The organism is Lentilitoribacter sp. Alg239-R112 (assembly GCF_900537175.1).
GTDB lineage: Bacteria > Pseudomonadota > Alphaproteobacteria > Rhizobiales > Rhizobiaceae > Lentilitoribacter.
The window spans coordinates 676,932-702,223 of sequence record NZ_LS999833.1 but is presented as its reverse complement, the minus strand read 5'-3'; the positions used below and the strand labels follow the sequence as shown (position 1 = coordinate 702,223).

The 25,292-nt window shown below is 45.2% G+C and carries 25 protein-coding genes; 23 read left to right on the top strand and 2 right to left on the bottom strand.

Features of this window, described 5'->3' with window-relative positions:
* Positions 1–214: 214 nt before the first annotated feature.
* The 13 genes from G3W54_RS03885 to G3W54_RS03825 all read left to right on the top strand — a co-directional run bounded on the left by G3W54_RS03885 (position 215) and on the right by G3W54_RS03825 (position 14,383).
* The gene (locus G3W54_RS03885) at positions 215–805 is read left to right on the top strand and encodes a phage tail tape measure protein (protein ID WP_162651822.1); all 591 of its coding nucleotides are present in this window, start codon (positions 215–217) and stop codon (positions 803–805) included.
* Positions 806–839: 34 nt separating this feature from the next.
* Complete coding sequence (locus tag G3W54_RS03880; RefSeq protein WP_162651821.1) at positions 840–1,475, top strand: DUF2460 domain-containing protein; 636 nt, start codon at positions 840–842, stop codon at positions 1,473–1,475.
* Positions 1,472–2,365: a DUF2163 domain-containing protein gene (locus G3W54_RS03875; protein WP_162651820.1), complete on the top strand. Its 894-nt coding sequence runs from the start codon at positions 1,472–1,474 to the stop codon at positions 2,363–2,365. Before G3W54_RS03880 ends, G3W54_RS03875 begins: the two co-directional genes overlap by 4 nt.
* On the top strand, positions 2,362–2,796 hold the full coding sequence (locus G3W54_RS03870) for an NlpC/P60 family protein (RefSeq protein ID WP_162651819.1): 435 nt from the start codon (positions 2,362–2,364) through the stop codon (positions 2,794–2,796). Before G3W54_RS03875 ends, G3W54_RS03870 begins: the two co-directional genes overlap by 4 nt.
* A 23-nt stretch (positions 2,797–2,819) precedes the next feature.
* On the top strand, positions 2,820–6,680 hold the full coding sequence (locus G3W54_RS03865; RefSeq protein WP_162651818.1) for a glycoside hydrolase/phage tail family protein: 3,861 nt from the start codon (positions 2,820–2,822) through the stop codon (positions 6,678–6,680).
* A 118-nt stretch (positions 6,681–6,798) separates the two neighbouring features.
* Positions 6,799–7,083: a hypothetical protein gene (locus G3W54_RS19365; RefSeq protein ID WP_162651817.1), complete on the top strand. Its 285-nt coding sequence runs from the start codon at positions 6,799–6,801 to the stop codon at positions 7,081–7,083.
* Between the two features lie 51 nt (positions 7,084–7,134).
* Positions 7,135–7,818, top strand: a complete 684-nt coding sequence (locus G3W54_RS03855) for a response regulator transcription factor (RefSeq protein WP_162651816.1) — start codon at positions 7,135–7,137, stop codon at positions 7,816–7,818.
* A 12-nt stretch (positions 7,819–7,830) separates the two neighbouring features.
* Positions 7,831–9,261 (top strand): ATP-binding protein, encoded by a 1,431-nt coding sequence (locus tag G3W54_RS03850; protein ID WP_162651815.1) that lies wholly within the window; start codon positions 7,831–7,833, stop codon positions 9,259–9,261.
* Positions 9,262–9,353: 92 nt separating this feature from the next.
* A complete protein-coding gene (locus G3W54_RS03845; RefSeq protein WP_162651814.1) occupies positions 9,354–9,794 on the top strand; it encodes an RT0821/Lpp0805 family surface protein in 441 nt (146 codons plus the stop codon).
* Positions 9,795–9,851: 57 nt separating this feature from the next.
* Positions 9,852–10,436 carry an HD domain-containing protein gene (locus G3W54_RS03840; RefSeq protein WP_162651813.1) on the top strand — a complete coding sequence of 195 codons (585 nt, stop codon included), beginning with the start codon at positions 9,852–9,854 and terminating at the stop codon, positions 10,434–10,436.
* A 96-nt stretch (positions 10,437–10,532) separates the two neighbouring features.
* A complete protein-coding gene (locus G3W54_RS03835) occupies positions 10,533–12,482 on the top strand; it encodes a DUF2207 domain-containing protein (RefSeq protein WP_162651812.1) in 1,950 nt (649 codons plus the stop codon).
* Between the two features lie 4 nt (positions 12,483–12,486).
* On the top strand, positions 12,487–12,867 hold the full coding sequence (locus tag G3W54_RS03830) for a hypothetical protein (RefSeq protein ID WP_162651811.1): 381 nt from the start codon (positions 12,487–12,489) through the stop codon (positions 12,865–12,867).
* 106 nt (positions 12,868–12,973) lie between these two features.
* Positions 12,974–14,383, top strand: coding sequence for an alpha/beta hydrolase (locus G3W54_RS03825; RefSeq protein ID WP_162651810.1), 1,410 nt, complete (start codon positions 12,974–12,976; stop codon positions 14,381–14,383).
* A gap of 12 nt (positions 14,384–14,395) precedes the next feature.
* Here the strand turns inward: G3W54_RS03825 and G3W54_RS03820 are convergent, their stop codons facing one another.
* Positions 14,396–15,478, bottom strand: a complete 1,083-nt coding sequence (locus G3W54_RS03820) for a PQQ-dependent sugar dehydrogenase (RefSeq protein WP_162651809.1) — start codon at positions 15,476–15,478, stop codon at positions 14,396–14,398.
* Positions 15,479–15,728: 250 nt separating this feature from the next.
* Between G3W54_RS03820 and G3W54_RS03815 the strand changes: the two genes are divergently transcribed.
* Positions 15,729–15,899, top strand: a complete 171-nt coding sequence (locus G3W54_RS03815; protein ID WP_162651808.1) for a hypothetical protein — start codon at positions 15,729–15,731, stop codon at positions 15,897–15,899.
* Between the two features lies 1 nt (position 15,900).
* Here G3W54_RS03815 and G3W54_RS03810 read toward each other — a convergent pair whose 3' ends face one another.
* A complete protein-coding gene (locus G3W54_RS03810; RefSeq protein WP_162651807.1) occupies positions 15,901–16,530 on the bottom strand; it encodes a TetR/AcrR family transcriptional regulator in 630 nt (209 codons plus the stop codon).
* A 133-nt stretch (positions 16,531–16,663) separates the two neighbouring features.
* On the opposite strand from G3W54_RS03810, the gene G3W54_RS03805 reads away from it, so the two are divergent.
* The 9 genes from G3W54_RS03805 to G3W54_RS03765 all read left to right on the top strand — a co-directional run bounded on the left by G3W54_RS03805 (position 16,664) and on the right by G3W54_RS03765 (position 25,292).
* Positions 16,664–17,128: an ABA4-like family protein gene (locus G3W54_RS03805; RefSeq protein WP_197742783.1), complete on the top strand. Its 465-nt coding sequence runs from the start codon at positions 16,664–16,666 to the stop codon at positions 17,126–17,128.
* Entirely contained in the window at positions 17,128–18,006 is an 879-nt protein-coding gene (locus G3W54_RS03800; RefSeq protein WP_162651806.1) for a hypothetical protein, read from the top strand. The genes G3W54_RS03805 and G3W54_RS03800 overlap by 1 nt, the downstream gene beginning before the upstream one ends.
* A gap of 54 nt (positions 18,007–18,060) precedes the next feature.
* Positions 18,061–18,489: an abscisic acid-deficient protein Aba4 family protein gene (locus G3W54_RS03795; RefSeq protein ID WP_162651805.1), complete on the top strand. Its 429-nt coding sequence runs from the start codon at positions 18,061–18,063 to the stop codon at positions 18,487–18,489.
* 72 nt (positions 18,490–18,561) lie between these two features.
* Entirely contained in the window at positions 18,562–19,755 is a 1,194-nt protein-coding gene (gene ccmI, locus G3W54_RS03790) for a c-type cytochrome biogenesis protein CcmI (RefSeq protein ID WP_162651804.1), read from the top strand.
* A 10-nt stretch (positions 19,756–19,765) separates the two neighbouring features.
* Positions 19,766–20,227, top strand: a complete 462-nt coding sequence (gene ccmE / locus G3W54_RS03785; RefSeq protein ID WP_162651803.1) for a cytochrome c maturation protein CcmE — start codon at positions 19,766–19,768, stop codon at positions 20,225–20,227.
* Entirely contained in the window at positions 20,224–22,209 is a 1,986-nt protein-coding gene (locus G3W54_RS03780; RefSeq protein ID WP_162651802.1) for a heme lyase CcmF/NrfE family subunit, read from the top strand. Before ccmE ends, G3W54_RS03780 begins: the two co-directional genes overlap by 4 nt.
* Position 22,210: 1 nt before the next feature.
* Positions 22,211–22,684, top strand: coding sequence for a cytochrome c-type biogenesis protein (locus tag G3W54_RS03775; protein ID WP_162651801.1), 474 nt, complete (start codon positions 22,211–22,213; stop codon positions 22,682–22,684).
* Positions 22,685–22,845: 161 nt separating this feature from the next.
* Positions 22,846–24,402 (top strand): Do family serine endopeptidase, encoded by a 1,557-nt coding sequence (locus G3W54_RS03770; RefSeq protein ID WP_162651800.1) that lies wholly within the window; start codon positions 22,846–22,848, stop codon positions 24,400–24,402.
* Positions 24,403–24,614: 212 nt separating this feature from the next.
* Complete coding sequence (locus G3W54_RS03765) at positions 24,615–25,292, top strand: response regulator transcription factor (protein ID WP_162651799.1); 678 nt, start codon at positions 24,615–24,617, stop codon at positions 25,290–25,292.

The following is a 25,292-nucleotide window of genomic DNA, read 5'->3' as shown; positions in this document are numbered from 1 at the left end:
TGGAACCATTCCCATGGGAATTTCTGCTAGGTTTTCTATTTTCTCAGATGCGGCTTTCCCCTTCAGAGTTTTGGTCTTTGACACTCCCCGAAGTATCAATAATTCTTGCCTTTCAATCACAAAAACTACCACAGAGGTTATCCCCAATAGGTCGAGATAGCTTGAGCAATCTCATGCAAAAATTTCCAGATAAAGCTTAAGATGGAGCTGTTATATGAACGAAAATGATACAAGCATTGACGTTAAGGTAGATGCAGATACGCAAGATGCCATGCGCAAATTAGGTGATCTTGAAATCCAGGCCAATGCTTTTGGTAAAGCATTAATGGGAGCATTTAAAAGTTCAATTATCGGCGGTAAAGACTTATCGAGTGTTATGAGCAAATTAGCTCTATCGTTATCCAATATGGCTCTTAGCAAAGCGTTAGCTCCGCTTGAGAGGAGTTTTTCGGGTGCAATCGATGGATTGATGGGCGGTCTATTCAAAAGAGGAACTTCTGGCGCAGGCTCACCCTTAAATATTACACCTTTTGCAAATGGTGGAGTGGTATCAAATCCAACTTATTTTCCTATGGGTGGCGCTTCATCTGTTGGTTTGATGGGAGAGGCAGGCAGCGAAGCTATTCTACCACTTAGCCGAGGGCCAGATGGTTCGCTCGGCGTAGCCTCAACAATGGGTGGGTCATCACCCGTCAACATCACATTCAATATCGCAACGCCTGATGTAGAGGGCTTTGCCAGATCAGAAGCGCAAGTTAGCGCTATGCTTGCGCGCGCTGTGGGTCGTGGTCGTCGCGGACTTTAAGCATCGCAATTAACCAGAACTATTGGAGATTTTCATGCCCAACGGATTTCATGAGGTTTCATTTCCTCTATCAATCGCGCTTGAAACAACGGGTGGTCCGGAGCGTCGTACGGACATTACTCAACTTTCTAATGGTCGCGAAAACCGCAACGCGCGTTGGCGAGATTCACGCCGTCGTTATGACGCTGGCAGCGGTATGCGTTCTCGTGATGATCTCATGAAACTTATCGCTTTTTTTGAAGCGCGGCATGGCAGTCTTTATGGATTTCGTTTTAAAGATCCGCTTGATTTCTCATCAGCAAGTTTTGGTAACTCTATTGCGAGTTCTGATCAGATTATTGGTACTGGTGATGGCACGATGACCGTTTTCCAACTTTCAAAAACCTATAGTGATGTCGGCGGAAGTGCAAAACGCACCATCGATAAACCGATTTCTGGTTCAGTTGTCATAGCTGTAGACGGTGTTGACGTTCTCTCACCAGATATTTCAATTAATGATGCAAAGGGCGAGGTTACATTTGTGACTGCACCCATAACAAATGCAATCATTACCGCAGGGTATGAATTCGAAGTTCCCGTGCGGTTCGATATTGAGCGGCTTGATTTCAATCTATCTGCATTTAATGCGGGGCAAATACCTTCCGTACCGCTAGTGGAGATCAAGCCATGAAACAATTAGCATCTGAACTGAAAAACCATCTTGAAGATGATGTGACAACACTTTGCAATGCTTGGCGCGTTACTCGTAGGGATGGCATTGTGTTAGGGTTTACCGATCATGATAATTCACTAGAGTTCGATAATACCATCTTTGTGCCTGAAAGCGGTTTTTTACCAAGCGCTGCTCGGTCTGAACTTGGTTTAAATGTCGACGATGGTGAAGTGGTCGGCGCATTTTCAAGCGATGCAATTACCGAAAGTGACCTTGCAGAAGGGCGCTATGATAATGCACTTGTTGAAGTATTTCTCATTAATTGGCAAGATCCTAACAGCTTTCTGAAAATGCGTACACAGGAGATCGGTGAAGTTAGTTTTGGCGACCATATTTTCCGCGCTGAACTTCGCTCACTTGCTCACAAATTAGATCAGCCGCAGGGTAGGGTATATTCGCGACGTTGCAGTGCAGATCTGGGCGATGATGCGTGCAAGATTAATTTGGATACTGCTCAATACAAAGCTAGCGGATCAGTTGTTTCGGCTTCCGATGACCGCTCATGCGTTATATCTGGCCTGTCCGCATTCGATGCGGGCTGGTTTCGTCATGGGCTTTTAACATGGCAATCAGGCCAGAATGCAAACCTCTCTGTTGAAGTACTTGATCACTCCGCCGACGATAATCAAATCACCATGAAGTTCTTCTCACCGCTCGCGCATGTGCCACAGATAGGAGATACATTCACCGTGACCGCGGGTTGCTCAAAACATTTCGACACGTGCCGTCACAAGTTTGCAAATACTCTCAATTTTCAAGGTTTCCCCCACCTGCCAGGTAGTGACTTTGCTTATGGATATGCGGATGGCGCGACTGTGCATGATGGGAGGCCTTTGGTGACATCATGAGAGATATAGATCGTAAAATTATTGGTGAAGCACAATCATGGTTAGGTACGCCTTATCGTCACCAAGGTGCGCGAAAGCAAATTGGCTGTGATTGTTTGGGGCTCATCAGGGGTGTGTGGGCGCAGGTTTATGAAACCGAACCGGAAGTGCCAAAACCATATTCTCAAGATTGGGCAGAACAGGCATTGGATGAACCAATGTTGATTGCCGCTCGAAAGTATTGTGGCGCAGAATTGCCAATTCAAGACTTGCACAAAGGTTGTCTTGTATTGTTTCGTTGGCAAGCGGGTTCCGCCATAAAACACGCCGGCATCCTCTCGGAATCAAACAAATTCATTCATGCTTATGAGCGCATTTCAGTGACCCAATCTTCACTTGTACCAAGCTGGCAGCGACGGATTGCAGCGGTCTTTGAATTTCCATCTATCTAATTCTTTTCGGCTAGGAGCCTTTTATGGCAACAGTTTTATTGCAATCTGCTGGTACAGCGCTTGGTAGTGTTTTTGGGCCTTTTGGTGCCATATTAGGTCGTGCTGTCGGAGGATTAGCGGGCGCTGCTCTTGATCAATCCCTGTTTGGGAAAACAAGTAACGCCACTGCGCCTTCTTTGTCAGGTGTGCGTATTTCATCTGCGGATGAAGGTACATCTATTGCGCGAGTTTATGGGACTATGCGTGTCGCTGGAAGTTTGATTTGGGCCACACGGTTTGAGGAAGAAGTCACCGTTGAACGTCGAGGTGGAAAAGCAACGAGCCGCCCGAAGCAAACCGTTGAAACTAAAAGCTATTATGCTAACTTTGCAATAGGACTATGCGAAGGTCCAATTCAAAACATTAAACGCGTTTGGGCAGATGGTCGCGAAGTTGATCTGAGCCAAATTGATATGCGCGTTTATTATGGCTCCGATGATCAGCTGCCAGATCCTCTTATTGAAGCCAAGCAGGGAGCGGGTAAAACCCCATCATATCGTGGTCTTGCCTATGTAGTGTTTGATAGGATGCCAATTGAAAATTATGGCAACCGTATCCCCGTGCTTCATTTTGAAGTTACGCGTGTAGTTGGCGCGTTGGAAAATGACGTGAGAGCGGTCACGCTTATCCCCGGAGCAACAGAACACGGCTTGGCGACAAGACAGATATCTGAACGTATAGGCTCTGGCGAAAAAAGGTTCCTCAACCACAACATCACCTATGCACCTAATGATCTACAAGCATCTTTGAATGAATTGCAGCAACTTTGCCCAAATTTAAAGTCGGTCGGTCTGGTGGTTGCTTGGTTTGGTTCTGATTTGCGTGCGGGGCATTGCACACTTCGTCCAGGCGTAGAAGTCCGTTCTCGGGCTGAGGAATCGCGGGTTTGGAAAGTTGGCGGTGTCAACCGTTCGGTAGCACATTTAATATCTAGGCAAAACAACTCGCCGGTTTATGGCGGAACTCCTGATGACGCATCTGTTGTGGATGCCATCATCGAGTTAAAATCACGCGGATTGAAAGTAACATTATATCCGTTTATTTTAATGGATGTACCGGAAGGTAATTCATTACCATCGCCTTATGATGGTTCATCGCAACCAGTGTATCCTTGGCGCGGCAGAATAGCATGTTATCCGGCTATCGGTGAGAGCGGTAGCGCTGATCAAACAGCAGATGGTGCCAGTCAGATTGCGTCATTTACAGGAACAAGTTCCGCAGAAAATTTTTCCATTTCAGGAAGCGGCGTAAACTGGTTAGGTGGTGATCAGCGATATCGTCACATGATCTTGCATTATGCGCATCTAGCAAAGGCTGCAGGCGGAGTGGATGGTTTTGTTATTGGCTCAGAAATGGTGGCTCTCACAAAAGTTCGCGATGATGGTAATGGTTTTCCATTTGTTGATGATTTGAAAATCTTGGCGCAGGATTGTCGGAATGTGATGGGTGCAAATACCAAGCTAACTTATGCGGCTGATTGGAGTGAGTATTTTGGTTACCATCCCCAAGATGGTAGCGGCGACGTTTATTTCCATTTGGATGACCTGTGGGCACATCCAGCGATTGATGCGGTTGGTATTGATAATTACATGCCACTGTCTGATTGGCGTGATGAAGATTTAAGTGCTGCTAATCCAGATGGGTTCCGAATCCAAAATGACGTGACTGCGCTTCAAGGTCAGATTGAGGGTGGTGAGGGGTTTGATTGGTACTATGCCAATAATGCTGACCGCAAAAAACGTGTTCGTACAACAATTACGGATGGATCAGGTAAGCCTTGGGTTTACCGTTACAAAGATTTGCGCTCCTGGTGGCAGAACGATCACTACAATCGAATAGGTGGCATAGAAGTTGGTTCAAAAACAGCTTGGAACCCCCAAGTAAAACCAATCTGGTTTACTGAATTTGGGTGTCCGGCAGTGGACAAGGGGTCGAACCAACCCAATGTTTTTCCTGATCCGAAATCATCTGAAAATGCATTCCCATATTTTAGTTCAAAAAACCGAGATGATTTAGCGCAACGGGCCTACTTAAAGGCGCATCTTGAACATTGGAGTGGTTCGGCCAACTCGCCGAGAATGATAGACTTAGACAATTCGTACATCTGGACTTGGGACGCTCGCCCGTCGCCTGCATTCCCAGAAAATTTGGGTATCTGGTCTGATGGGATAAATTGGCGAACAGGTCATTGGGTGAATGGTCGCTTAGGCACTGCACCCATCGGTGAGCTAATTGCAGCAATTTTATCAGATCACGGTTTTTTTAAATATGATGTGTCTCGTGTTGAAGGCGTAATTACCGGATTTATCCAAAATGAGCCTACATCTGCACGCAACATACTGGAACCACTTTTAAATCTATACCAAATAGATGTCAGCGAAAGTCAAGATGGCTTGGTGTTTACAACACGCACACGTAAATCGCAGAAGCCCGCGATTATAAAGGCATTGGTCGATAATGCGCAAAATCCGTTGATGTCGCATAAGCGTGCGCAAGAAAGCGAGTTGGCTAATGAGGTACATATAAATAGCGTAGCACCAGAACAAGAATATACGCCATCAACTGCTTACTCCCGACGTTTGTCGCGGGGTAGTCAACGGCATGAACGTCTCGCACTATCTGGTGCAATTGAAGCGCAAAGCGCTGGAGTTTTGGCGGATCAATGGTTGCAGGATCACTGGGCTTCGCAGGAAAGCGTAGAATTTACTTTGCCAATATCCGAAGCTCAGTTGGAAATTGGCGATCGCTTGGTATTTGAAGCCCCTGCCGACTTTCTGGCGCCAAAAGGTCAATATGATATTACCCAGATTGAGGATGAAAAGAAACGTACAGTTAGTGCGAAACGTGTCGTATCAGGTATTGCATCAAGTGAAGAAGCAACGTCCTCTCCTACAAAATCGTCCGATGTTAGTGCAGCCTTTTCCCCTGATATTGAGTTTCTCGATTTACCGATTATCAGTGGAGATGATGCAAGTAATTGGGCACGTGCAGCAGGTTATGCCAAGCCGTGGGTGCCTATTACTTTATCAAGCTCGGTTAGTACATCTGGTTTTACTCCACGTGTAAACCTAATTTCTCCGGCCACAATAGGCAAGCTAGCCACAGATTTATTAAATGGTGCAGAAGGGCGTTGGGATTATAAAAACAAGATCATTGTTGATCTGCCATTTGGGGAATTGCAATCTGTAACGACAGAGCAGCTACTAGCAGGTGCTAATATTGCTGCCATACAATCAATCAGTGGCGTTTATGAGATCATCCAGTTTGAAGAAGCATTGGAAATCGCAAGTCATCAATGGCAATTAAGCAAGCTTTTGCGCGGACAAGTTGGAACAGAAGACGCTAGCGAAAGCGGAGCTATAGTAGGTGCAAGATTTGTATTGATAAATGATGCTGTTACTTCACTTGGCCTAAATACTGGTGAGATGGCAAATGTACTAAATTGGCAGATATTTGCGGCATCCCGCGCAAGCGAAAGCATTCCGCTTATACCCTTTGCCGGTGGTGAGCGCGCGAATACTCCCTTATCACCAGCGCATATAAGGGCGAAGCGAATAGATTCTGGCGTCATGTTCGATTGGATCAGACGAAGTAGATATAATGCCGATAGTTGGCTTGGCACCGACGTGCCGCTTGATGAAGACGAGTTGACCTTTCGGATTGATATTTGTTCATCCGGTTCAATCATACATAGCGTAGATGTTTCAGGTACATCTTATCTTTATGAAGCGGCGGACGAAATAACTGATTTTGGTGTAAATCAGACCCAAATTGAGGTGGAAATTCGTCAATTAGGTGGGTATATTGCTTCAGGAGTTGCGCGGAAAGCAATTCTCTCCCTCTGATGCTATTTTAAAACTGTTAAAAAACAAAGAATTAGCAGTAAAATTGCGTTGTTCATTTACCGTTCAGGTTCAGTTTAGTAGAACGGGACAAATGATTTGTTTTGTGGAGTTCAAAAAAATGAACATCAAATTGACTGCAGGCCTAACTTTAGCGGGTTTGTTGCTCGTCTCATCTCTAGCCCAGGCACTGCCTACTGTTAGCGTAAAGACGCAAAATCTTGTTGTGGCTGCGGCCACTGATTGCTCAAGTTCAGCCAGTCAAGTTGTTGCGCAAACTGGTGGTCAGTTGCTTTCTGCGACACCAGCTACGCAAAATGGTCAAGCCGTATGTAAGGTTACAGTTCTTGTAAAAAGCTCATCCGGCCAGCGTCCGAAGAAAATGTCTGTTACAGTTCCCCAATAATTATAATAATTGTATAACCGTTAAAATTGGTCAAATGGTGGGGAGTAAGCCATGCGTATACTTGTTATCGAGGATGATCCGGACTTAAACCGCCAGCTTTGTGAATTACTGAACGAGCGTGGTTATGTCGTTGATAAAGCTATGGATGGTGAAGAAGGTCATTTTCTTGGTGACACTGAACCATATGATGCCGTGGTGCTTGATATTGGTTTGCCGGAAATGGACGGAATAACCGTTTTGGAAAAATGGCGCGCCGATGGCCGTGATATGCCTGTTCTCATTCTAACAGCACGAGATCGGTGGAGTGATAAAGTTGCTGGCATTGATGCTGGCGCAGATGACTATGTTACTAAACCTTTTCATGTTGAAGAAGTATTAGCGCGACTTCGTGCACTCATTCGTCGAGCTTCCGGTCATTCCACATCAGAAATTACCTGCGGCCCGCTGTTGGTTGATACCAAAGCTTCAAAAGTCACCTGCAAAGGTGATGTCCTTAAACTTACATCTCACGAATTCCGCCTTGTTTCCTATCTTGTACATCACATGGGCGAGACAGTGTCACGCTCAGAACTTATCGAGCACATGTATGACCAGGACTTTGATCGTGACTCTAATACAATAGAAGTTTTTGTTGGGCGCCTACGCAAAAAAATTGCCAAGAATTTCGATGGCGACTTGATTGAGACGGTTCGCGGGCTTGGCTACCGCATACAGCCGCCTGATGCCTCAGACTGAAGCCGTTTCTGAATGACGGTTAGCAACACTCCCTCCCAAAGTGATACGCCTCCTAAAAGTAGAGGTTTGTTATCGCGACAATCACTGACTGTCCGTGTTCTTGTTTTTGCCAGTATTTGGACCGTCATTGCATTTGCCGCTGTCGCGTTGATTATTTCCACCCTTTATCGCACTAGCAGCGAGCGTGCATTTGCAGACCTTTTGCGGGCTCATCTCAATACAGTTATTGAGGCTGTCTCAATAGGTGATGATGGTTTGCTGCAAGGCAATCCGCAGCTTGGAAACTTAAAGTTCTCACAACCAAATTCCGGTTGGATCTGGATTGTAGATCCAATTGATGCGGGTAGTAAAGTTACTGGCAGCGGGTTAACATCCCCATCAATTGGCGGTCAAGCGCTGCCGCTCCCCGCCCAGTTTGAAATTGCATTTGATTCCCAGTATATCAGAACATATCGCCTCATAGATCCAAATGAAAATAGTATACTTGTTGCTGAAACTGAGGTTGAGTTAGACGGGCAAGGTAATGCCGTTCGTATTCGTGTTAGCGGCAATTTGGATGTGTTGGAAGCTGATGTAAGCTCATTTATCAATAGAATGGTTATTGCCTTGCTCGTGACGGGGGTTGGCACCTTGGTTATTAACATGCTTGTGATCTTATTTGGTCTCAAACCACTTGATCATGTGCGGGCTTCACTTGAGAAAATTCGTAACGGTGACGCTGATCAGCTTGATGGTGAGTTCCCGCGTGAAATCGCGCCTTTAGCAAGTGAGGTCAATGCGTTGATTGATAGCAACAAACGTGTCGTTGAACGTTCGCGCATGCAAGTTGGTAATCTGGCGCACTCACTAAAAACACCGATCGCGGTGATGTTAAACGAAGCGCGTAATCTTCCAAAAGAACAGGCTGATCTCGTAAAGAATCAGGTTGGATCCATGCAATCTCAAGTAACAACCTATCTTGATCGTGCACGAATTTCTGCGCAGCGTGGTTCCGTACTTGCAAGAACTGATGTGGTGCCAGTAATAGAGCGACTTCTACGGGTAATGAAAAAACTCAATTCACACCTAGAATTTGAACTAGATGTAAGGTCATCTGAGACTTTGATCGGTCTAGAGGCACAGGATTTTGAAGAAATTCTCGGTAATTTGATCGAAAATGCAACGCGTTTTGCTGATAGCAAAATCACTATATCCGTCAAAGATTTGCCAAACCCTATGCAGTTATTAGTATCCGTCGCTGACGATGGTACCGGTCTTGATGATGATGACAAAAAGCAAGCTCTTAAACGAGGTCAACGTTTGGACGAGACGCGCCCGGGCAGCGGGCTAGGTCTATCGATTGTTGGTGAGATTGTGCAAGAATATCAAGGTGAGTTTAGACTTAGTGATGCTGAAGTTGGTGGATTGGATGCAATATTATATCTACCACGGGCTGCAACTTGAGCGGTTTTTCGTTATCCGATGTATTTTCTCGAAAAACATATTCCTGCCGTAAATAATATGTCATAAGGTGCGCCATTAGAGGGCGAGTTATTATGAATTCAAAGCTATTATTGAAAGTCAGTGCCGTAATGTTGGTGCTCGGATTGCTAAGCAGTTGCGCTAGTAACAACAAGAAAGCTGCGCAGGACTTAGGAACAGATCAGACTGGCGTTGCGTCAGGCAAGGAGATTATTAATGCCTTTGATGGGGGTATTTTGCCAGCGGCAGAATTTAAAAAACTCTCTCGCAAGGATAAAACACGCGCATTGTTGGCAGAATATCGCGCATTAGAGAAATCAACAACTGGTCAAACAGTTACTTGGCAAAATCCAAATGGTAAATCATCCGGCACAGTCACGGCCGCCGCGCCGTATCAGGTAGGTTCACAAAATTGCCGACAATACACCCATATTGCGGCAATTAATGGCAAGCCTGTGCAAAGCTCTGGCGCGGCTTGTCGCTCGTTAAATGGCCGCTGGGTTCCGCTTAGATAGTGCATTTATCATCACTTTGTTCTGGACGAGATACACAGAATCGCTCAACCATAATGCATGATCAAACATCCACTTAATACTAGCCGCATTACATCAATATTAGAATTTATGAAGAATGCTGAGCAGTTAAAAAACACGTTACGCAGCGCTCATACTTCGCAACGAAGACCTGAAAGTGTCGCTGAACATACATGGTCCATTTGTCTACTTATGATGTGTTTTGAAGATCAGCTTGTTGATATTGATATGTTACGACTTTTCAAATTGATCATCATTCATGATCTGGGTGAAGCGATATCTGGTGATATTCCAGCAACAGAGCAAAACCCGAATGAGGATAAAGCTAAGCTGGAACGATTAGATTTTATCAATCTATGTACACCGCTTCCCGATGATTTGAAAACAGAAATGCTAGTCTTTTGGGATGAGTACGATGCCGCAGAAACACCTGAAGCGGTTATGGCAAAAGGTTTTGATAAGATCGAGACCATGCTGCAACATCTGGCTGACGGCACAACAGGCAATATCGATTTTCCATTTAATCTGAACTATGGAATTCTGCGCACAGATGCCCATCCTCTTTTGAAGCAAATTCGCGAAATTGTGGATGAACGAACGACGGCGCGAATTCCACCAAATTAGAACACTTTCTTGTCTCTTTTTTGTGCTAACAAGATCTGAAGTCAGATTTGGATCAATGCATGAAATCAGGTGTTGGTCATCGTAGGGGCGGCGTTCATGCGGGTTTACAATTATATTTATACATTTGCGAGCACATGCTTAGTGCTGATTTTGGTGTTGTTACCAGCTGCTTATGCCAATGAGCAGATCACCGATTATCATGCGAGAATTGAGATTGCTAAGAATGGTGATCTGACGGTGACGGAAACTATCAGTGTAATCGCTGAAGGGCGAAACATAAATCGCGGTATCTTTCGCGACTTTCCGCTTTATTTTATATCCTCTAATGGTACTGAGAAGCGTGTCGATTTCGACATTATTTCTATTAAACGAAACGGAAACAAAGAACCGTACCATACATCTTACGTTAACAGTGATATCCGTATATATATAGGCGAAGAAGACTACTATATTGATCGTGGTCCGCACACTTATGAAATTAAATATCAAACTGATAGGCAGATGCAGTTCTTCAATGAGGGTGATGAGCTTTATTGGAACGTGACAGGTAATTTCTGGCAGTTTCAAATTAATAAAGCAAGCGCTGAAGTGCACGCACCTGACAACGGGAAGATCAGCGGTGTAGCTTTTTTTACGGGGCGCGTTGGGCAGCAACTACAGTTCGCAAATGCCAAAATTTCAGACGATGGCAGATCTGCGTTTTTTGAAACAACAAAAGCGTTGTCCCAGGGAGAAGGGCTAACCATCGTAGCGCAGATGCCAGTGGGAACGGTGAACAAGCCGACAGAAAGTCAAGAGTTTTGGTGGTTCATGCGCGACTTCGGGCATGTTGTTGTCGCGACCATCACGCTAATTATTGTCGGGCTCTATTACGGTATTTCATGGCTCATCATTGGGCGGGACCCAACTCCATCTCACATACGTGAACGGCAAACGACCTCGCTCGGCATTTCGCCAGCATTGGTGCGTTATATCTATAATCGAAGTAGAGTTGATGGAACATTCACATCCATTTCCGCAGCAATTTTGAACCTGGCAGTGAAAGATTACATTAAAATTGAAGATATAGATGGTGATCCCCAGCTGGTAGTAAGCGAAAATCGGGAGTTGCAAAAACTACCTGTTGGTGAGGCGGCAATTATGGAGGCGGTGAACAAATACGGCACTTTCCGCATCACTAAATCCAATGGTAAATCATTAACGGCACTTCGGAGCTCCTTTAATAACGCGATATCTAGCGAACATCGTAATATGTTCTATAAACATAATAGCGGCGCGATTGCTCTTGGCATTATCCTCACCATCGTTGGTTTGGGCGCAACGATGGTTTTTAACATCATGGGCTTATTCACGCTCATTACATCCACCATTTTCGCAATTATTGCAGGCGTGCTTCTCATTCCAATATATCTACTGGGTAAATGGTTTTTGAGCTTTGAAAATGATGGGCTTCGTTATCTACTCGTCTCGATCATGAGCGTTATAGGCGTGGTGGGAGCAGGGTTAATAATAGCGGGCATCTATCTTGTGATAGAAGATACAAACACATGGAGCCATATTCCATTTGCCATTGTAGCTGTGTTGCTGGTTGCATTAAATATTTTCTTCTTTGATCTCATGGGACGTCCAACAAATATGGGTGCTGAGCTAATGGCTCAAATTGAAGGGTTGAAGTTGCACCTGGAAAATTATCACGAGCAGCGAATGAACCTTGCCGGAACACCGAGAATGTCTCCGAAATATTTTGAAAAACAACTTCCCTATGCTGTGGCACTGGATATAGAAAAACCTTGGTCTGAGACATTTGACAAATGGCTAGAGAGTGCTGAGGCAAAAACAGCAGGTGTTTCAAGCTACCGACCTAGGTGGGATCGTGATCGTTGGTACCATAATAGGCGTGATAACGATAAGCGCTTTAAGGGCTTCTCCAACCATATGTCCAAATCAATTTCTAGTGCAATGCCCGTCCAGCGATCATCCTCTTCTGGTTCGTCCAGTGGTTCAAGTGGCGGTGGCGGCGGCGGCGGTGGCGGTGGTGGCTGGTAACACCATGAAGTTTGCAATCATCTTGGCGGTTATAAGCATTATTGGCATGATATTTGGTTGGTGGGGTCATGAAACAGCTTCCGGTGAGCATTATTTTAGAGAGAAAACGAGTGCAATTCCATTTTTTGTGGGGCTGGCATCTGTAATCGGGTTCTTGATTGCTATCGTCGTTTACTCAGTTGCAACCAGTTCCATGCATGTGTTTGCTATGGTTTTAGCCCTGTTAAGCATCGGTGGTTTGATATTTGGCTGGTGGGGACTTGAGACTTCTTCTGGGCGATACCATTTTGATGAAATGGCAGGCATGATACCTCTTTTTGTGGGAATTGCATCAACTGTCGCCTTACCAGTTGCCGGTGCAATATATTACTTCGCAAGCCGGTAAAGCAATTTCAAACTCAATATGAATGCGCTTCATTACCTGTAAGGTAATTGAATTATGCATTCGCAAACTCCATTGCTTGGTCAGATATCACGCAACGGAGTTTTAAATGTCTCAATCCAATTTAGCTCGAAAAACCTTAGGTGCTAATGCAGCCTTTTCAACATTTTGCGGTCTTGCAATGGTCTTTGGTGCATCAACCGTTGTCAATACGATCTTTGTAAGTCAAACGCCTTGGCAGACGCCGCTCATAATATTTTTGGGGTTCGCGCTTGTTTTCTTTGCAGCAAATTTGATTTTACTCGCCACAGATCCGCAATTAGTTCCCAAACACATATACCCAGTTATTATTGCTGACATTGGATGGGTGGTTGCTAGTATATTCATATTGATTGTTTGGGGAGGGATATTTTCCTTCTTTGGAAAATCAATAATTATAGCAATCTCGATAATAATTTTGCTCTTTGCATACGGACAGCATATTGGCGGCAAACATGTTAAAGAAGTGGAATTTCATGCAAAAACCCCTAGTCAATATCTTCGTCAAGCTGGTGTGGTTTTTACAAATATCGGATTTGTTGTATCTGTAATAATAGGAGGTTTTGGCATTTTCACGGCAGCCAATCAAACTTCTGCACGTCCATTGGGAGATATGTATAAAATTGGCGACCAATCATTACACATGGTTTGCAAGGGAATCGGCTCTCCGACACTTGTTGTTGATGCTGGTGTTAGTGATTGGTCATTGCATTGGGCTTTGATCCAAGATGAAGTGGCCAAAACAACGCGCGTTTGTTCTTACGATCGTGCGGGGCTTGGGTGGAGTGGTCCGATCAAGGCGCCTTTGACTCCTTCCTCTATGGTTGAAGATCTGCATGAATTATTGCAGCAATCAGGTGAAGTTGAAAATCTTGTCTTGGTTGGCCATTCGTTTGGCGGTTATATGGCTAGATTATATCAAAACCAATATCCTGAAAATGTGCTTGGATTAGCCCTTGTTGAAGCTTCGCATGAAGACCAGTGGGAGGTTATGCCGGAGGCCGTTAGCCAGATGGCACAAGAGGTCGTTGGCATGATGAAAATGGCTAAAGCTATATCCTATACTGGTGGCTTGCAATATATGGATATCCCGATAACCGATCCACTGCCAACGCCGGAACATCAAGAAATACTGTTGGATGCAATGCGTACAACACAATTTTACGATAGTACTATTCAGCATTTTGAAGCCGTGCCAGCTTTTGTAGAAGCGGTTAGGGAAACAGGATCATTAGATAAACTACCACTTCTAGTGATCAGCGCTGGAAAAAGTGCGCAATCTTATTGTGGTCTTCAATTTGGCATTGACGTGCCATGTACACAAACACAGGTATCTTGGGATGAATTGCAATTTGATCTCGCAAAACTTTCTTCAAATAGCCAGCATTTAATATCATCTGATGCTCGCCATTATATACAGCTGGATGACCCTGAGTTTGTGATTAGTTCTCTGGTTAACTTTGCTCTCAGGCTTCGTTGAGAAACTCGGTTTCTATCTAGATAATCGGTAAAGTCCACCACGACGTTCATCGCTTAGCAAATAAATTGCGCCGTCATTCCCGACGGCGACATCTCGTATACGGCCGATTTCTTTTTCCAAAATCACATGTTCAGCTGTTGGGCGACCGTTCTTAAGTTCGACAAGATAAAGGCTTTGAAATTTGAGTGAGCCAACAAGTAACTTGCCATTATACTCAGGAAACATATCGCCGTCATAAAATGCCATTCCGGAGGGCGCGATGGAAGGTATCCAAGTCCACACTGGGTCTTTGAATTGCGGTGCAGACCTCCCAATACCAATTTTACCACCCGAATACTCTTCCCCATGGGAGACCACTGGCCAACCATAATTTGCACCTGGTTTAATGATATTGATTTCATCGCCGCCTCGTGGACCATGTTCATGGAGCCATATTTCATCTGTTTTCGGATTAAGCGCCATGCCTTGTGCATTGCGATGGCCTTTGGAAAATGTTTCCGGCCGCCAGTCTTTAATGTTGGGATTATCTTCCGGCAGGCTGCCATCAAGATTAAACCGAACAACGGAACCTGCGTTGCTGGCAGGTTCTTGTGCAAACTGGCGTGCACCTCTGTCTCCAACCGTCCCATATAAATGCCCGCCTGAAATTTCCAAACGACAGCCAAAATGCCGCCCACCGTCAGAACCATTATTTGCATGAAAAATTGTCTTGCGGTTTGTGAGAGTGTCTCCATTTAATTGCGCCATATCGATAGCTGTGGAAACACCATCTTCACCAGATTTTGCATAGCAATAATATATATGCGTCGGGTTTTTGTCGTTTACCAGCACATCGAGCAATCCACCTTGACCAATATTCTCGACCTCTGGCAGGCCTTGTATTTCTCTGCTTTCTCCGTTTCTAAGGTTAATTTTGAATAATTTCCCGCGACGTTCGCTGACCAATATGTGATCATCATCAACAAAATCCATGCCCCAAGGATGGTTAAGGCGCTCACCAATGCGCTCGACCCTGGTTTCTGCCGCTATCACTGGGCTTGTATATAAACCAAGAATTGACAGGCCAATTATAAGGGGTGTTGATAATAAGCGCATATTTATCTCCCATAGATTAGTTCAAAGCTATAAAATCCGGTTGGTTTACATTTACGTCAGAATTTGATCTTAAAATAGTCTTCTCAATTCAATACACTAGCCTTCACGACACTGATTACCAATCAATTTTGCTTGAAATATTTATGAAATTGAATTAGAACAAAAGTAGAACATTGTTAAGGGTTTCGCGTTATGTTCCGTTTTACAACATAAAGGTATGTTCCGTTTTACAACATAAAGGAATGAGAAAATGACAAATGAAAGCTTCTGGCATGATGTTATGAAAACATTTCAAGCACTACCTATAAAAATGAAAATTATCTGGTTGCTAGCGCCGCCAATGAGCGTCCTTGTTATTGTCGCATATGTGGCAAGTATTACGGAAAAATATGTTCAGCCTCAGGCAGATTTAGCCTCTTAAGCTAGAGGTTGTGTGCTGCGGTCTGTAGTATGCTTTTGAAACGCGCATCAAATTCTTCTCGTGGTGGAGCATCTTTCATATTAGGTTTGGGGCGAGCAAATAGAGCTGCTAAGCCATGGCAAAGCGCCCAATAAGAATTTGCCGCATTCACATCTTTGTCCATGCTTTTGCCTTTATCCTCAAGAACAGCCGTTACATGGTTAACCAGGCATTGATAGGAAAGGGGAGCAACCTCTTTTATTTCGGGTGAGCAATGGTCAATTCGGTTTGATGTAAATTGCAAATCAAACATTGCAGAATTTTGTTCTGCATAGTTGATATAGGCCATGCCAATGGCAACTAATCTTTCATAAGGATCATTGTTTGTATCGCCAGAAGCTTTTTCTGACGCATCGCACATGGCATCATGAAAGCGACGAAAAGAGATAGAGGTGAGGGCGGTTAGCAAACCATCCACATCTGAAAAGTGGTGGGCAGGTGCTGCATGCGATACCCCAGCTCGCTTTGCGATACTGCGCAATGAAAATTTATCGGTGCCTTTTTCAATAAGCTCCATCTCAGCGGCATCAAGCAAGGCGCGACGAAGGTCACCATGGTGATAAGTTTTGGTGGGTTTGATATGATCATTCATAGCCATCTTCATACACCGTTTCCTTCTGTTTGAATAGTTATTTTGACAATGCAAAGATTTATCTTGACAACGACAAGATTGATGTACTATTTATTTTGACAATGTCAAGATAATGCATCTAAGAGGAAAAAATATGATTGGAACATTGTCGCCGGAGAGCATATTCTCCTTTTCATCAAGCATTGTCATGCTTGGCTGGGTGGTATTGCTTATCAGCCCGCTCATTCCTATTTGGAGTAACAGAATTGCGGGTGTTGCCATACCTATTGCGCTGTCTTTGATCTATTGTGTGCTCATTCTGGTTTTTTGGTCTGGTTCAGTTGGTGGGTTTGATACACTCGCAAATGTCAAATTACTTTTCACACAAGATGAACTCTTGCTTGCAGGCTGGGTGCATTATCTCGCATTTGACTTGTTCATTGGTGCTTGGATAGTGCGCACAGCGCGGGCAGAGGGCATATCATTTTGGTTTGTTCTGCCATGTCTACCGGCAACATTTCTTTTCGGGCCAATTGGGTACTTGTTGTTTAAATTTATTCAATTTAGCCTAATCAAATCCAAAAGTTCGAAAACTCAACACATTCAAGGAGTAGCATGATGTCGAATGCGCTTATAATTTCACCAGTTGAACTTGAAGCAACAAAATCGTTACCCTTCGTTGAATTGGTGAAACGTGAATTTGCACGCGTTAAATATGATGCGCCGCAAATGACAGCTTTAACAATTTTCTTAGCTCTTATGATGGTGCCAACACTTGGCGCAATGGCACTGGATGAGCGCTTGCATAACGGTATCAATATATGGATCAAACCATTTAAGTTTGATGTTGCATTGTTCATGTATGTCGCAACGTTGGCGGTTTTTGCCAGATGGATACCGCAATATTCACGTCAAAAAGCTTGGTTCAAGATATTTAATTGGGTAGTGGTTATAGCTATTTTGTTTGAAATTATTTGGATAAAAAGTGCCGCCGCCGCGGGCACGTCTTCCCATTTCAATATTGCAAGCCCATTAATGGCAGCAGCCTATACTTTCGCTGGTCTTGCTGCTGTCACGTTAACATGTGGTTCTCTTGTATACGGCTTTCTAATTTACCGAAATAAAGATACCGGCCTTTCCAATGCCATGCATTTTGCAATCTGGTTTGGTTCAATCTCGATGACTGTCATGACAATTATTGTTGCAAGTTATATGTCTGCGCAAACAGGCCACTTGGTAGGCGGTAACTTGTTTGATACTGAAGCCATGCCAATCATGGGATGGGCGACGGATGGTGGCGATCTGCGCGTGGCCCATTTCTTTGCCAGCCACATTATTCACGTCTTACCGTTATTTGTGTTGTACACATCCTGGGTATTTAAAAGTGAAAATATACGCGCAACGGTTGGCGTTGCTGTGCTATATTCCGCCTTTACATTCTATACTTTGTGGGAAGCAATGAATGGCCTTCCGTTTCTAGGTGCGGTCTTCGGTTAAATCCATGTCCTTTTGCATTTCGTATAAACTACAAATGCGCAATAGGAATGAATTATGGACCTCGAACTCATCTTTACAATAACGGCTTCAATGTCGCTCGTTGGCTGGGCGGCATTACTTATTTATCCGCTTGCTCCCTACCTGATTGATAAGGTTTCGGGCATTTTATTGCCAATCCTACTTGGACTTGCCTATGCAAGTATGGCGCCGATCTTTTTCTCCGGCTTGGAAGGTGGTTATGATAGTTTAGCAAGTGTCATGCTGCTCTTTAAAAACCCTGAGGCGGTAATGGCAGGCTGGATACATTATCTCGCATTTGACCTTTTTATCGGCGCATGGCAGGCGCGCGAAGCGCGGCTGATTGGTATGTCTCACATTGTCATTCTACCCGCACTCGTTCTCACACTTATTTTAGGTCCGATCGGATTGATTGTGTTTTTTACAACAAGGCTGACCATGCAAAATGGTCGACACCGGGATTAATTTCGTGTGAGTTTAAATACTGCGACCAGAATACCAATTGGATTTTGGCCGGCTGTGGTTTAAGCATGACTTATGTTATTTTGGATTTTGGCCATCGGCCTTTCATTGATCACGATTGCATTGTTGTTGCGCCCGCTTTTAACGCGATCCGCTGGTGGCGAAGTCGCCGTCATTGGAAGCTACGATAGTGAAGTTTATAAAGATCAACTACAGGAAATTGAACGCGATGTCGAAGCTGGCACGTTAAGTGAAGATGAAGCCAAGCTCGCGCGGGTGGAAATCTCTCGGCGCCTGATTGCAGTGTCCGAACCTGTCCATCAACAGAAAATCGACAAGGCATTTTCCTTTATTGCTGTTGCTCCCATGGCGTTGCTGTTTATCATATCATCCGCGTTTGTTTATGTACTTGTGGGCAATCCACTCATTCCAAACCAACCTTTGGCACAGCGCGAAGCTCCAAAAGAGAAAAATGTGGCGGCACAAAGTGTACCTGATGATATCGCCGACATGGTTGCACAAGCAGAAGCCCATCTGGCTCAGAATCCCGATGATGGACGTGGATGGGATGTTCTTGCACCCATTTATTTCCGTGTGGGTGAATTTTTGAAGGCCCAAGATGCGTTTGCCAAAGCGATTGCGCTTGAAGGTTCAACACCTAATCGTCATAGCGGTTTGGGAGAAGCCATCATGCGCGCGCAAGAAGGGATTGTCACGAGCGAAGCAAAGTCAAATTTTGAGCGCGCTCAACAACTTGATCCGGATGATCCGCGTGCCAATTTCTTTTTAGCGCTTGCCCTTATGCAAAGTGGCAAAGATGCTGAGGCCATTGCAGCTTTCGAAGACTTTGGGCGACGCTCACCCGCCGATGCTCCATGGATTGATGCCATAAAAGCGCAGATTGCCACCATGAAAGGTGTTTCGGTTAGTGAGGTGACAATCGAAACAGCGCAAGCACATCCACAATCGCAATTGGGCAATCCAAGTGCCGAGGATATAGAAGCAGCAGCAGAACTAAATTCCGAAGATCGTATGGCTATGATCGCCTCAATGGTTGCATCCTTGGGCGAAAAGTTAAAGGATGAGCCAGATAATTTTGAAGGTTGGCAGCGCCTTATCCGATCCTATAAAGTTTTGGGCCGTGATGATGATGCAAAAGAAGCGCTCGGGACGGCATTTAAAACGTTTGCATCTGATACAGATCAAGGAAAGGTGCTTGTTGAGCTTGCTAAACAAATGCAGATAGCAATGCCTGATGGCGTTCAATGATAGGTAAAACATGACACGTAAACAAAAAAGACTAGCAATTATCGGCACGGGTATGGGCTTTATTGCGCTTGCCGTTGCGCTTGTTATGTTCGCACTTTCCAGCGAAATCACCTATTTTCACTCTCCTACAGATGTGGTTGAAAAGTCAGTAAAACCTGGCACGCGCATTCGCTTGGGTGGTTTGGTGGAGGATGGTTCGATCATTCGAGGAGAAGGCACAAAGGTCGCATTTACAATCACCGATAATGCAGAAGTGATGGTCGTGAATTATGATGGAATATTGCCGGATTTGTTTCGCGAAGGGCAGGGTGTGATCACTGAGGGCGCTTTCGAGAGTGTTGGCGGTCCGTTTGTTGCTGATACCGTGCTTGCCAAACATGATGAGAATTATATGCCTAAAGAGATTGCAGACACGTTGAAAGAACGTGGCGTCTGGAAAGAAGGTGAAAATGGAAAAGAGGCAAGTGAATGAGCGTTGAGCTTGGTCATTTTGCGCTTGTTTTAGCATTAATCACTGCATTCGCGCAGTCGATTCTGCCTATGTGGGGTGCACGGCAAAACGATGTGCGATTGATGAATGTTGCCCCGGTTTCCGCAATTACGTGTTTTGCACTTATGTCTCTGGCATTTGCTGCACTAACACATGCCTATGTCGTTTCCGATTTTTCTGTACTGAATGTTTATGAAAATTCCCATTCGCTCAAACCGATGCTCTACAAGATTACTGGCGTGTGGGGCAATCATGAAGGTTCAATGTTGCTCTGGATTTTGATCCTAGCATTATTCGGTGCATTGGTTGCCATATTTGGCAATAATTTGCCACCTGCGCTTAAAGCCAATGTAATCGGTGTTCAAGGCTGGATACTTGTCGCATTTTTGCTGTTTATCATCTTTTCATCAAACCCGTTTACACGGCTTGATCCCGCCCCATTTGAGGGGCGCGACTTAAATCCGGTCTTGCAGGACATTGGTCTAGCGATCCATCCACCACTTTTATATTTGGGCTATGTTGGCTTTTCTATCAGCTTCGCTTTTGCCATTGCAGCACTGATTGATGGGCGGATTGATGCAGCGTGGGCGCGGTGGGTTCGTCCGTGGACATTGGCTGCTTGGATGTTCTTAACTGCGGGCATCGCAATGGGATCATACTGGGCGTATTATGAGCTTGGTTGGGGTGGTTGGTGGTTCTGGGATCCGGTGGAAAATGCATCCTTCATGCCATGGCTTGCAGGCACAGCGCTCTTGCATTCGGCACTGGTGATGGAAAAGCGTGAGGCGCTTAAAATCTGGACGGTGCTACTCGCAATTCTAACATTTTCGCTCTCGCTTCTTGGCACATTCTTGGTGCGTTCAGGTGTGCTTACATCTGTGCATGCGTTTGCAACTGACCCGACTCGCGGCGTGTTTATCCTCGCAATATTATGCATTTTTATAGGTGGTGCACTAACCTTGTTTGCATTTAGGGCCTCCAGCCTCAAATCCGGTGGCGTTTTTGCACCCATCTCGCGCGAGGGTGCTTTGGTTCTCAATAATTTGTTCCTGACAACAGCAACGATGACAGTCTTTGTCGGAACTCTTTATCCCCTATTTCTGGAGGTCGTTGCTGGCGAGAAAATCTCTGTTGGTGCACCGTTCTTCAACCTTACATTCGGGCCACTTATGGTTCCGCTTTTGCTTGCTGTGCCCTTCGGTCCGTTGCTTGCATGGAAGCGTGGTGATTTGCTGGGTGCAGCACAACGGCTTTACGTTGCAATCGGTATTGGACTGATTGCCGGACTTGGTGTCATATACCAACAAACAGGTGCGCCTATTATGGCGGCCTTTGGTGTCGCGCTTGGAACTTATCTGATGATTGGTGCCTTTGCAGAATTGGCAAGCCGGGTGGGTTTAGGGCGTTTTGCATTGTCAAAAAGCTTGGGACGATTAAAAGGCTTGCCGCGTTCGGTCTTTGGAACGGCATTTGCCCATTTTGGGCTAGGTGTTAGCGTTATTGGTATTGTGGCAGTGAACGCGTTTTCAACAGAGCATATTGTTGCGATGGAACCAAAAGATATGCTTGAGGCTGGTGGTAAGACAGTTATCTTTGAGGGTATGCAACCCTCACAAGGACCAAACTATCAGGTTCAAATTGGTCATTTCACCATTCAGGAAGCCGGTGTAATAGTGGCAAGAACCACAAGTGAAAAACGGTTCTATCCGGCACGACAAATGCCGACAACAGAAGCCGGTATCCTAACTTTTGGTGCATCGCAACTCTATATTTCGTTGGGTGATGTGCAATCAAATGGTAAATTGATTGTGCGTGTTTGGTATAAGTCATGGGTTACCTTTATCTGGTGGGGTTGTATCTTCATGGTGTTTGGAGCAATCATCTCGCTAAGTGATCGTCGTTTGCGCGTCGGTGCCCCTGCTGCCAAAAAGGGTAACCGAAAGACGAAAGTGCAGGCGGCCTGACATGAGATGGATCAAAAAACACCTTCTTCAATTGCTCATACCTGTGCTGATGGCTTTGATGGTGTTGCCTGCCAATGCAGTACAACCAGACGAAGTATTATCTGACCCTGCGCTGGAAGCACGAGCGCGAGCATTATCAGTTAATTTGCGTTGTCTTGTATGCCAAAATCAATCCATAGATGGATCAAATGCAGAGCTTGCAAAAGATTTGCGGGTGCTGGTCAGAGCCAGATTAACAGCTGGCGATACAGACAAAGAAGTTATGGATTACATTGTGTCTCGCTATGGCGATTTTGTGCTTTTAAAACCAAGTTTTTCTGCAAAAAATCTTTTTCTTTGGCTCACACCAATATTAGTTCTTCTCCTTGGAGGCATTTTTGCCTTTAGAAAAATGAATATGAAGCCTCAGGAAAGCGCGAGTATGGATCTCAGTATAGATGAGAAAAATAAATTAAAACAAATACTTGATGAATAGTTTTGCTTAACTGTGGCGCGATTATGGCCCTAACATTACCAATATGTAATTTTTCGGCAATGGTTCTGTAACATACAACTCCCTATCTCTTAATCATCGCTGGTGATTTGCCAGCTAGCACGTTGATCTCCAGTCAACGAAATGATCAAGAGGATTTATGAATGCCAAAATTACTTAAATTTCCCAAGAAAAGCCTTCTAGCATCAACCGCTGCTGCTGGCGTGGCTGCTGCTATGTTGGCAACCGCTTTGCCTGTAGCGGTAGCCCCTGCATATGCAGAGGCTGTTCGTGTTGAAGCGCCACAAGCGCCAAGTTTTGCAGACGTTGTAGAAGCGGTTTCCCCTGCCGTTGTCTCTGTTCGGGTTCAAAGCGAAGTTCGACCTGTGTCTGATAGCGGTTCACGATTTAACTTTGATTTTGGTGGCAGAGGTTTTGGTGATTTACCAAAAGATCATCCGCTTCGTCGCTTCTTTGATGAATTTAGCGGAGGAGGTGATGACAATGATGAACGTGCTGATCGCGGTCGTCGTGGCGAGCGCAAAGGCGATGGCAAACGCCGCTTGCGACCTGTAAGCCAGGGCTCTGGTTTCTTCATCTCTGACGATGGTTTTGTGGTGACAAATAGTCATGTCGTTGGAGACGGGTCCGCATTTACGGTTATTACTAAAGATGGTACCGAGCATGATGCCAAGCTCGTTGGCCGTGATAGCCGCACAGATTTGGCGGTATTGAAAGTCGAACCAACAAAGAAATTCACCTATGTTGCACTCGCAGACGAGAAGGACATTCGTGTTGGTGATTGGGTGGTTGCAGTTGGTAATCCGTTTGGCCTTGGTGGTACGGTAACCGCAGGTATTGTTTCTGCTCGGGGCCGAGATATTGGCGCAGGACCATATGATGATTTCATCCAGGTGGATGCTGCTGTTAACCGCGGCAATTCGGGCGGTCCGACATTTAACCTAAATGGTGAAGTGATTGGCGTGAACACGGCAATTTTCTCGCCATCTGGCGGTAATGTCGGTATTGCCTTTGCAATCCCCGCATCAACGGTCCGCACGGTTGTGGATGATCTGATTGAAAATGGTGCTGTAGCTCGTGGTTGGCTCGGTGTACGTATTCAGCCAGTAAGTGCAGATATTGCGGATTCACTTGGCCTATCGGACCCACAAGGTGCATTGGTATCTAACTCCGAAACCGATACGCCAGCCGCAAAAGCAGGCATTAAAGCAGGCGATGTGATTACCGCAGTTAATGGTGATACAGTTGAAGATGCCCGTGATCTGGCCAAGAAAATTGGTGCTTTTGATCCCGATACGGATGTTGAACTGACAATCTGGCGTGCAGGTAAAGCTGAAAGCATTACGGTTAAACTCGGCGCACTTCCTGTTGAGCAAGCATTGGCAGCATCAACACCGCCAGCGGATATTGAGCCAGAAGCAGAACCTGCAATGATCGAAGGCTTTGGTATTGTGGTTGAGCCTAATTCCGAAGGTCCGGGCCTGGTGGTTTCTGCTGTCGAAGAAGGCAGTGTGGCACAAGAGCGTGGCATTCGGGTAGGCGATGTCATCATTGCAGTTAACAATAACGATGTTAAATCTACTGGTGATGTGGCCCAAGTTATTGATAAAGCAGCAAAAGACGGTCGTAAAGCTGCATTATTTCAGATTGAACGAAGCAATCAGAACAGCTTCATTGCGTTGCCAATAGATGCTGGTTAGTCGCAAGGCGACACGTAAACGAAAGAAAGGTTTGAGGCATTCCAGTTTCTCCTCCCCTCCCAAGGGATGCCTCAAGTTCTTGTTCCCTGAACTCTTGTAAAAGGGCCGCTATTATACGTCGCCCCCGATAGGTGGCTCTTTACATGGCGGTGGGTTCTTTTGGAGCCCGCCGCTTCTATTCAAATTGATCAGAACATTGTAGAAGATATTCCATGAAGATTCTTATTATCGAAGACGATCTAGAGACCGCCGCCTATCTCTCCAAAGCCTTTCGTGAGGCAGGTGTCACCGTTGATCATGCATCTGATGGCGACAGTGGATATTTCTTAGCAACAGAAAATACCTATGATGTTATGGTGGTCGATCGCATGCTGCCAAAGCGCGATGGATTATCCATCATTTCGTCCTTGCGTGAGAAGGGTAATGAAACACCTGTCTTGATCCTATCGGCTCTCGGACAGGTAGATGATCGTGTTACGGGTTTGCGGGCTGGTGGCGATGATTATCTGACGAAACCCTATGCTTTTTCCGAGCTTTTGGCGCGCGTCGAAATCCTTGGTCGCCGCAAAGGAACACGCGATACAGAAACGAGTTATCGCGTCGGTGATCTTGAATTAGATCGTCTAAGCCACGAGGTACGTCGGGCAGGGCAGTTGATCAACCTTCAACCGCGAGAATATACCTTACTTGAATATCTCATGAACAATGCAGGGCAAGTGGTGACGCGCACAATGTTGCTTGAAAATGTGTGGGACTATCATTTCGACCCGCAAACCAATGTCATCGATGTCCACATATCGCGATTACGCGGCAAAATAGAGAAGGGTTTTGATGGAGCACTTTTGCACACAATACGTGGTGCAGGATATATCTTAAAGGCCGGAGAATAA

Bases quoted from the DNA above. Each gene is read 5' to 3' on its own strand.
- G3W54_RS03885 (WP_162651822.1), top strand. From the start codon at position 215: ATGAACGAAAATGATACAAGCATTGACGTTAAGGTAGATGCAGATACG.
- G3W54_RS03880 (WP_162651821.1), top strand. From the start codon at position 840: ATGCCCAACGGATTTCATGAGGTTTCATTTCCTCTATCAATCGCGCTT.
- G3W54_RS03875 (WP_162651820.1), top strand. From the start codon at position 1,472: ATGAAACAATTAGCATCTGAACTGAAAAACCATCTTGAAGATGATGTG.
- G3W54_RS03870 (WP_162651819.1), top strand. From the start codon at position 2,362: ATGAGAGATATAGATCGTAAAATTATTGGTGAAGCACAATCATGGTTA.
- G3W54_RS03865 (WP_162651818.1), top strand. From the start codon at position 2,820: ATGGCAACAGTTTTATTGCAATCTGCTGGTACAGCGCTTGGTAGTGTT.
- G3W54_RS19365 (WP_162651817.1), top strand. From the start codon at position 6,799: ATGAACATCAAATTGACTGCAGGCCTAACTTTAGCGGGTTTGTTGCTC.
- G3W54_RS03855 (WP_162651816.1), top strand. From the start codon at position 7,135: ATGCGTATACTTGTTATCGAGGATGATCCGGACTTAAACCGCCAGCTT.
- G3W54_RS03850 (WP_162651815.1), top strand. From the start codon at position 7,831: ATGACGGTTAGCAACACTCCCTCCCAAAGTGATACGCCTCCTAAAAGT.
- G3W54_RS03845 (WP_162651814.1), top strand. From the start codon at position 9,354: ATGAATTCAAAGCTATTATTGAAAGTCAGTGCCGTAATGTTGGTGCTC.
- G3W54_RS03840 (WP_162651813.1), top strand. From the start codon at position 9,852: ATGATCAAACATCCACTTAATACTAGCCGCATTACATCAATATTAGAA.
- G3W54_RS03835 (WP_162651812.1), top strand. From the start codon at position 10,533: ATGCGGGTTTACAATTATATTTATACATTTGCGAGCACATGCTTAGTG.
- G3W54_RS03830 (WP_162651811.1), top strand. From the start codon at position 12,487: ATGAAGTTTGCAATCATCTTGGCGGTTATAAGCATTATTGGCATGATA.
- G3W54_RS03825 (WP_162651810.1), top strand. From the start codon at position 12,974: ATGTCTCAATCCAATTTAGCTCGAAAAACCTTAGGTGCTAATGCAGCC.
- G3W54_RS03820 (WP_162651809.1), bottom strand. From the start codon at position 15,478: ATGCGCTTATTATCAACACCCCTTATAATTGGCCTGTCAATTCTTGGT.
- G3W54_RS03815 (WP_162651808.1), top strand. From the start codon at position 15,729: ATGACAAATGAAAGCTTCTGGCATGATGTTATGAAAACATTTCAAGCA.
- G3W54_RS03810 (WP_162651807.1), bottom strand. From the start codon at position 16,530: ATGAATGATCATATCAAACCCACCAAAACTTATCACCATGGTGACCTT.
- G3W54_RS03805 (WP_197742783.1), top strand. From the start codon at position 16,664: ATGATTGGAACATTGTCGCCGGAGAGCATATTCTCCTTTTCATCAAGC.
- G3W54_RS03800 (WP_162651806.1), top strand. From the start codon at position 17,128: ATGTCGAATGCGCTTATAATTTCACCAGTTGAACTTGAAGCAACAAAA.
- G3W54_RS03795 (WP_162651805.1), top strand. From the start codon at position 18,061: ATGGACCTCGAACTCATCTTTACAATAACGGCTTCAATGTCGCTCGTT.
- ccmI (WP_162651804.1), top strand. From the start codon at position 18,562: ATGTTATTTTGGATTTTGGCCATCGGCCTTTCATTGATCACGATTGCA.
- ccmE (WP_162651803.1), top strand. From the start codon at position 19,766: ATGACACGTAAACAAAAAAGACTAGCAATTATCGGCACGGGTATGGGC.
- G3W54_RS03780 (WP_162651802.1), top strand. From the start codon at position 20,224: ATGAGCGTTGAGCTTGGTCATTTTGCGCTTGTTTTAGCATTAATCACT.
- G3W54_RS03775 (WP_162651801.1), top strand. From the start codon at position 22,211: ATGAGATGGATCAAAAAACACCTTCTTCAATTGCTCATACCTGTGCTG.
- G3W54_RS03770 (WP_162651800.1), top strand. From the start codon at position 22,846: ATGCCAAAATTACTTAAATTTCCCAAGAAAAGCCTTCTAGCATCAACC.
- G3W54_RS03765 (WP_162651799.1), top strand. From the start codon at position 24,615: ATGAAGATTCTTATTATCGAAGACGATCTAGAGACCGCCGCCTATCTC.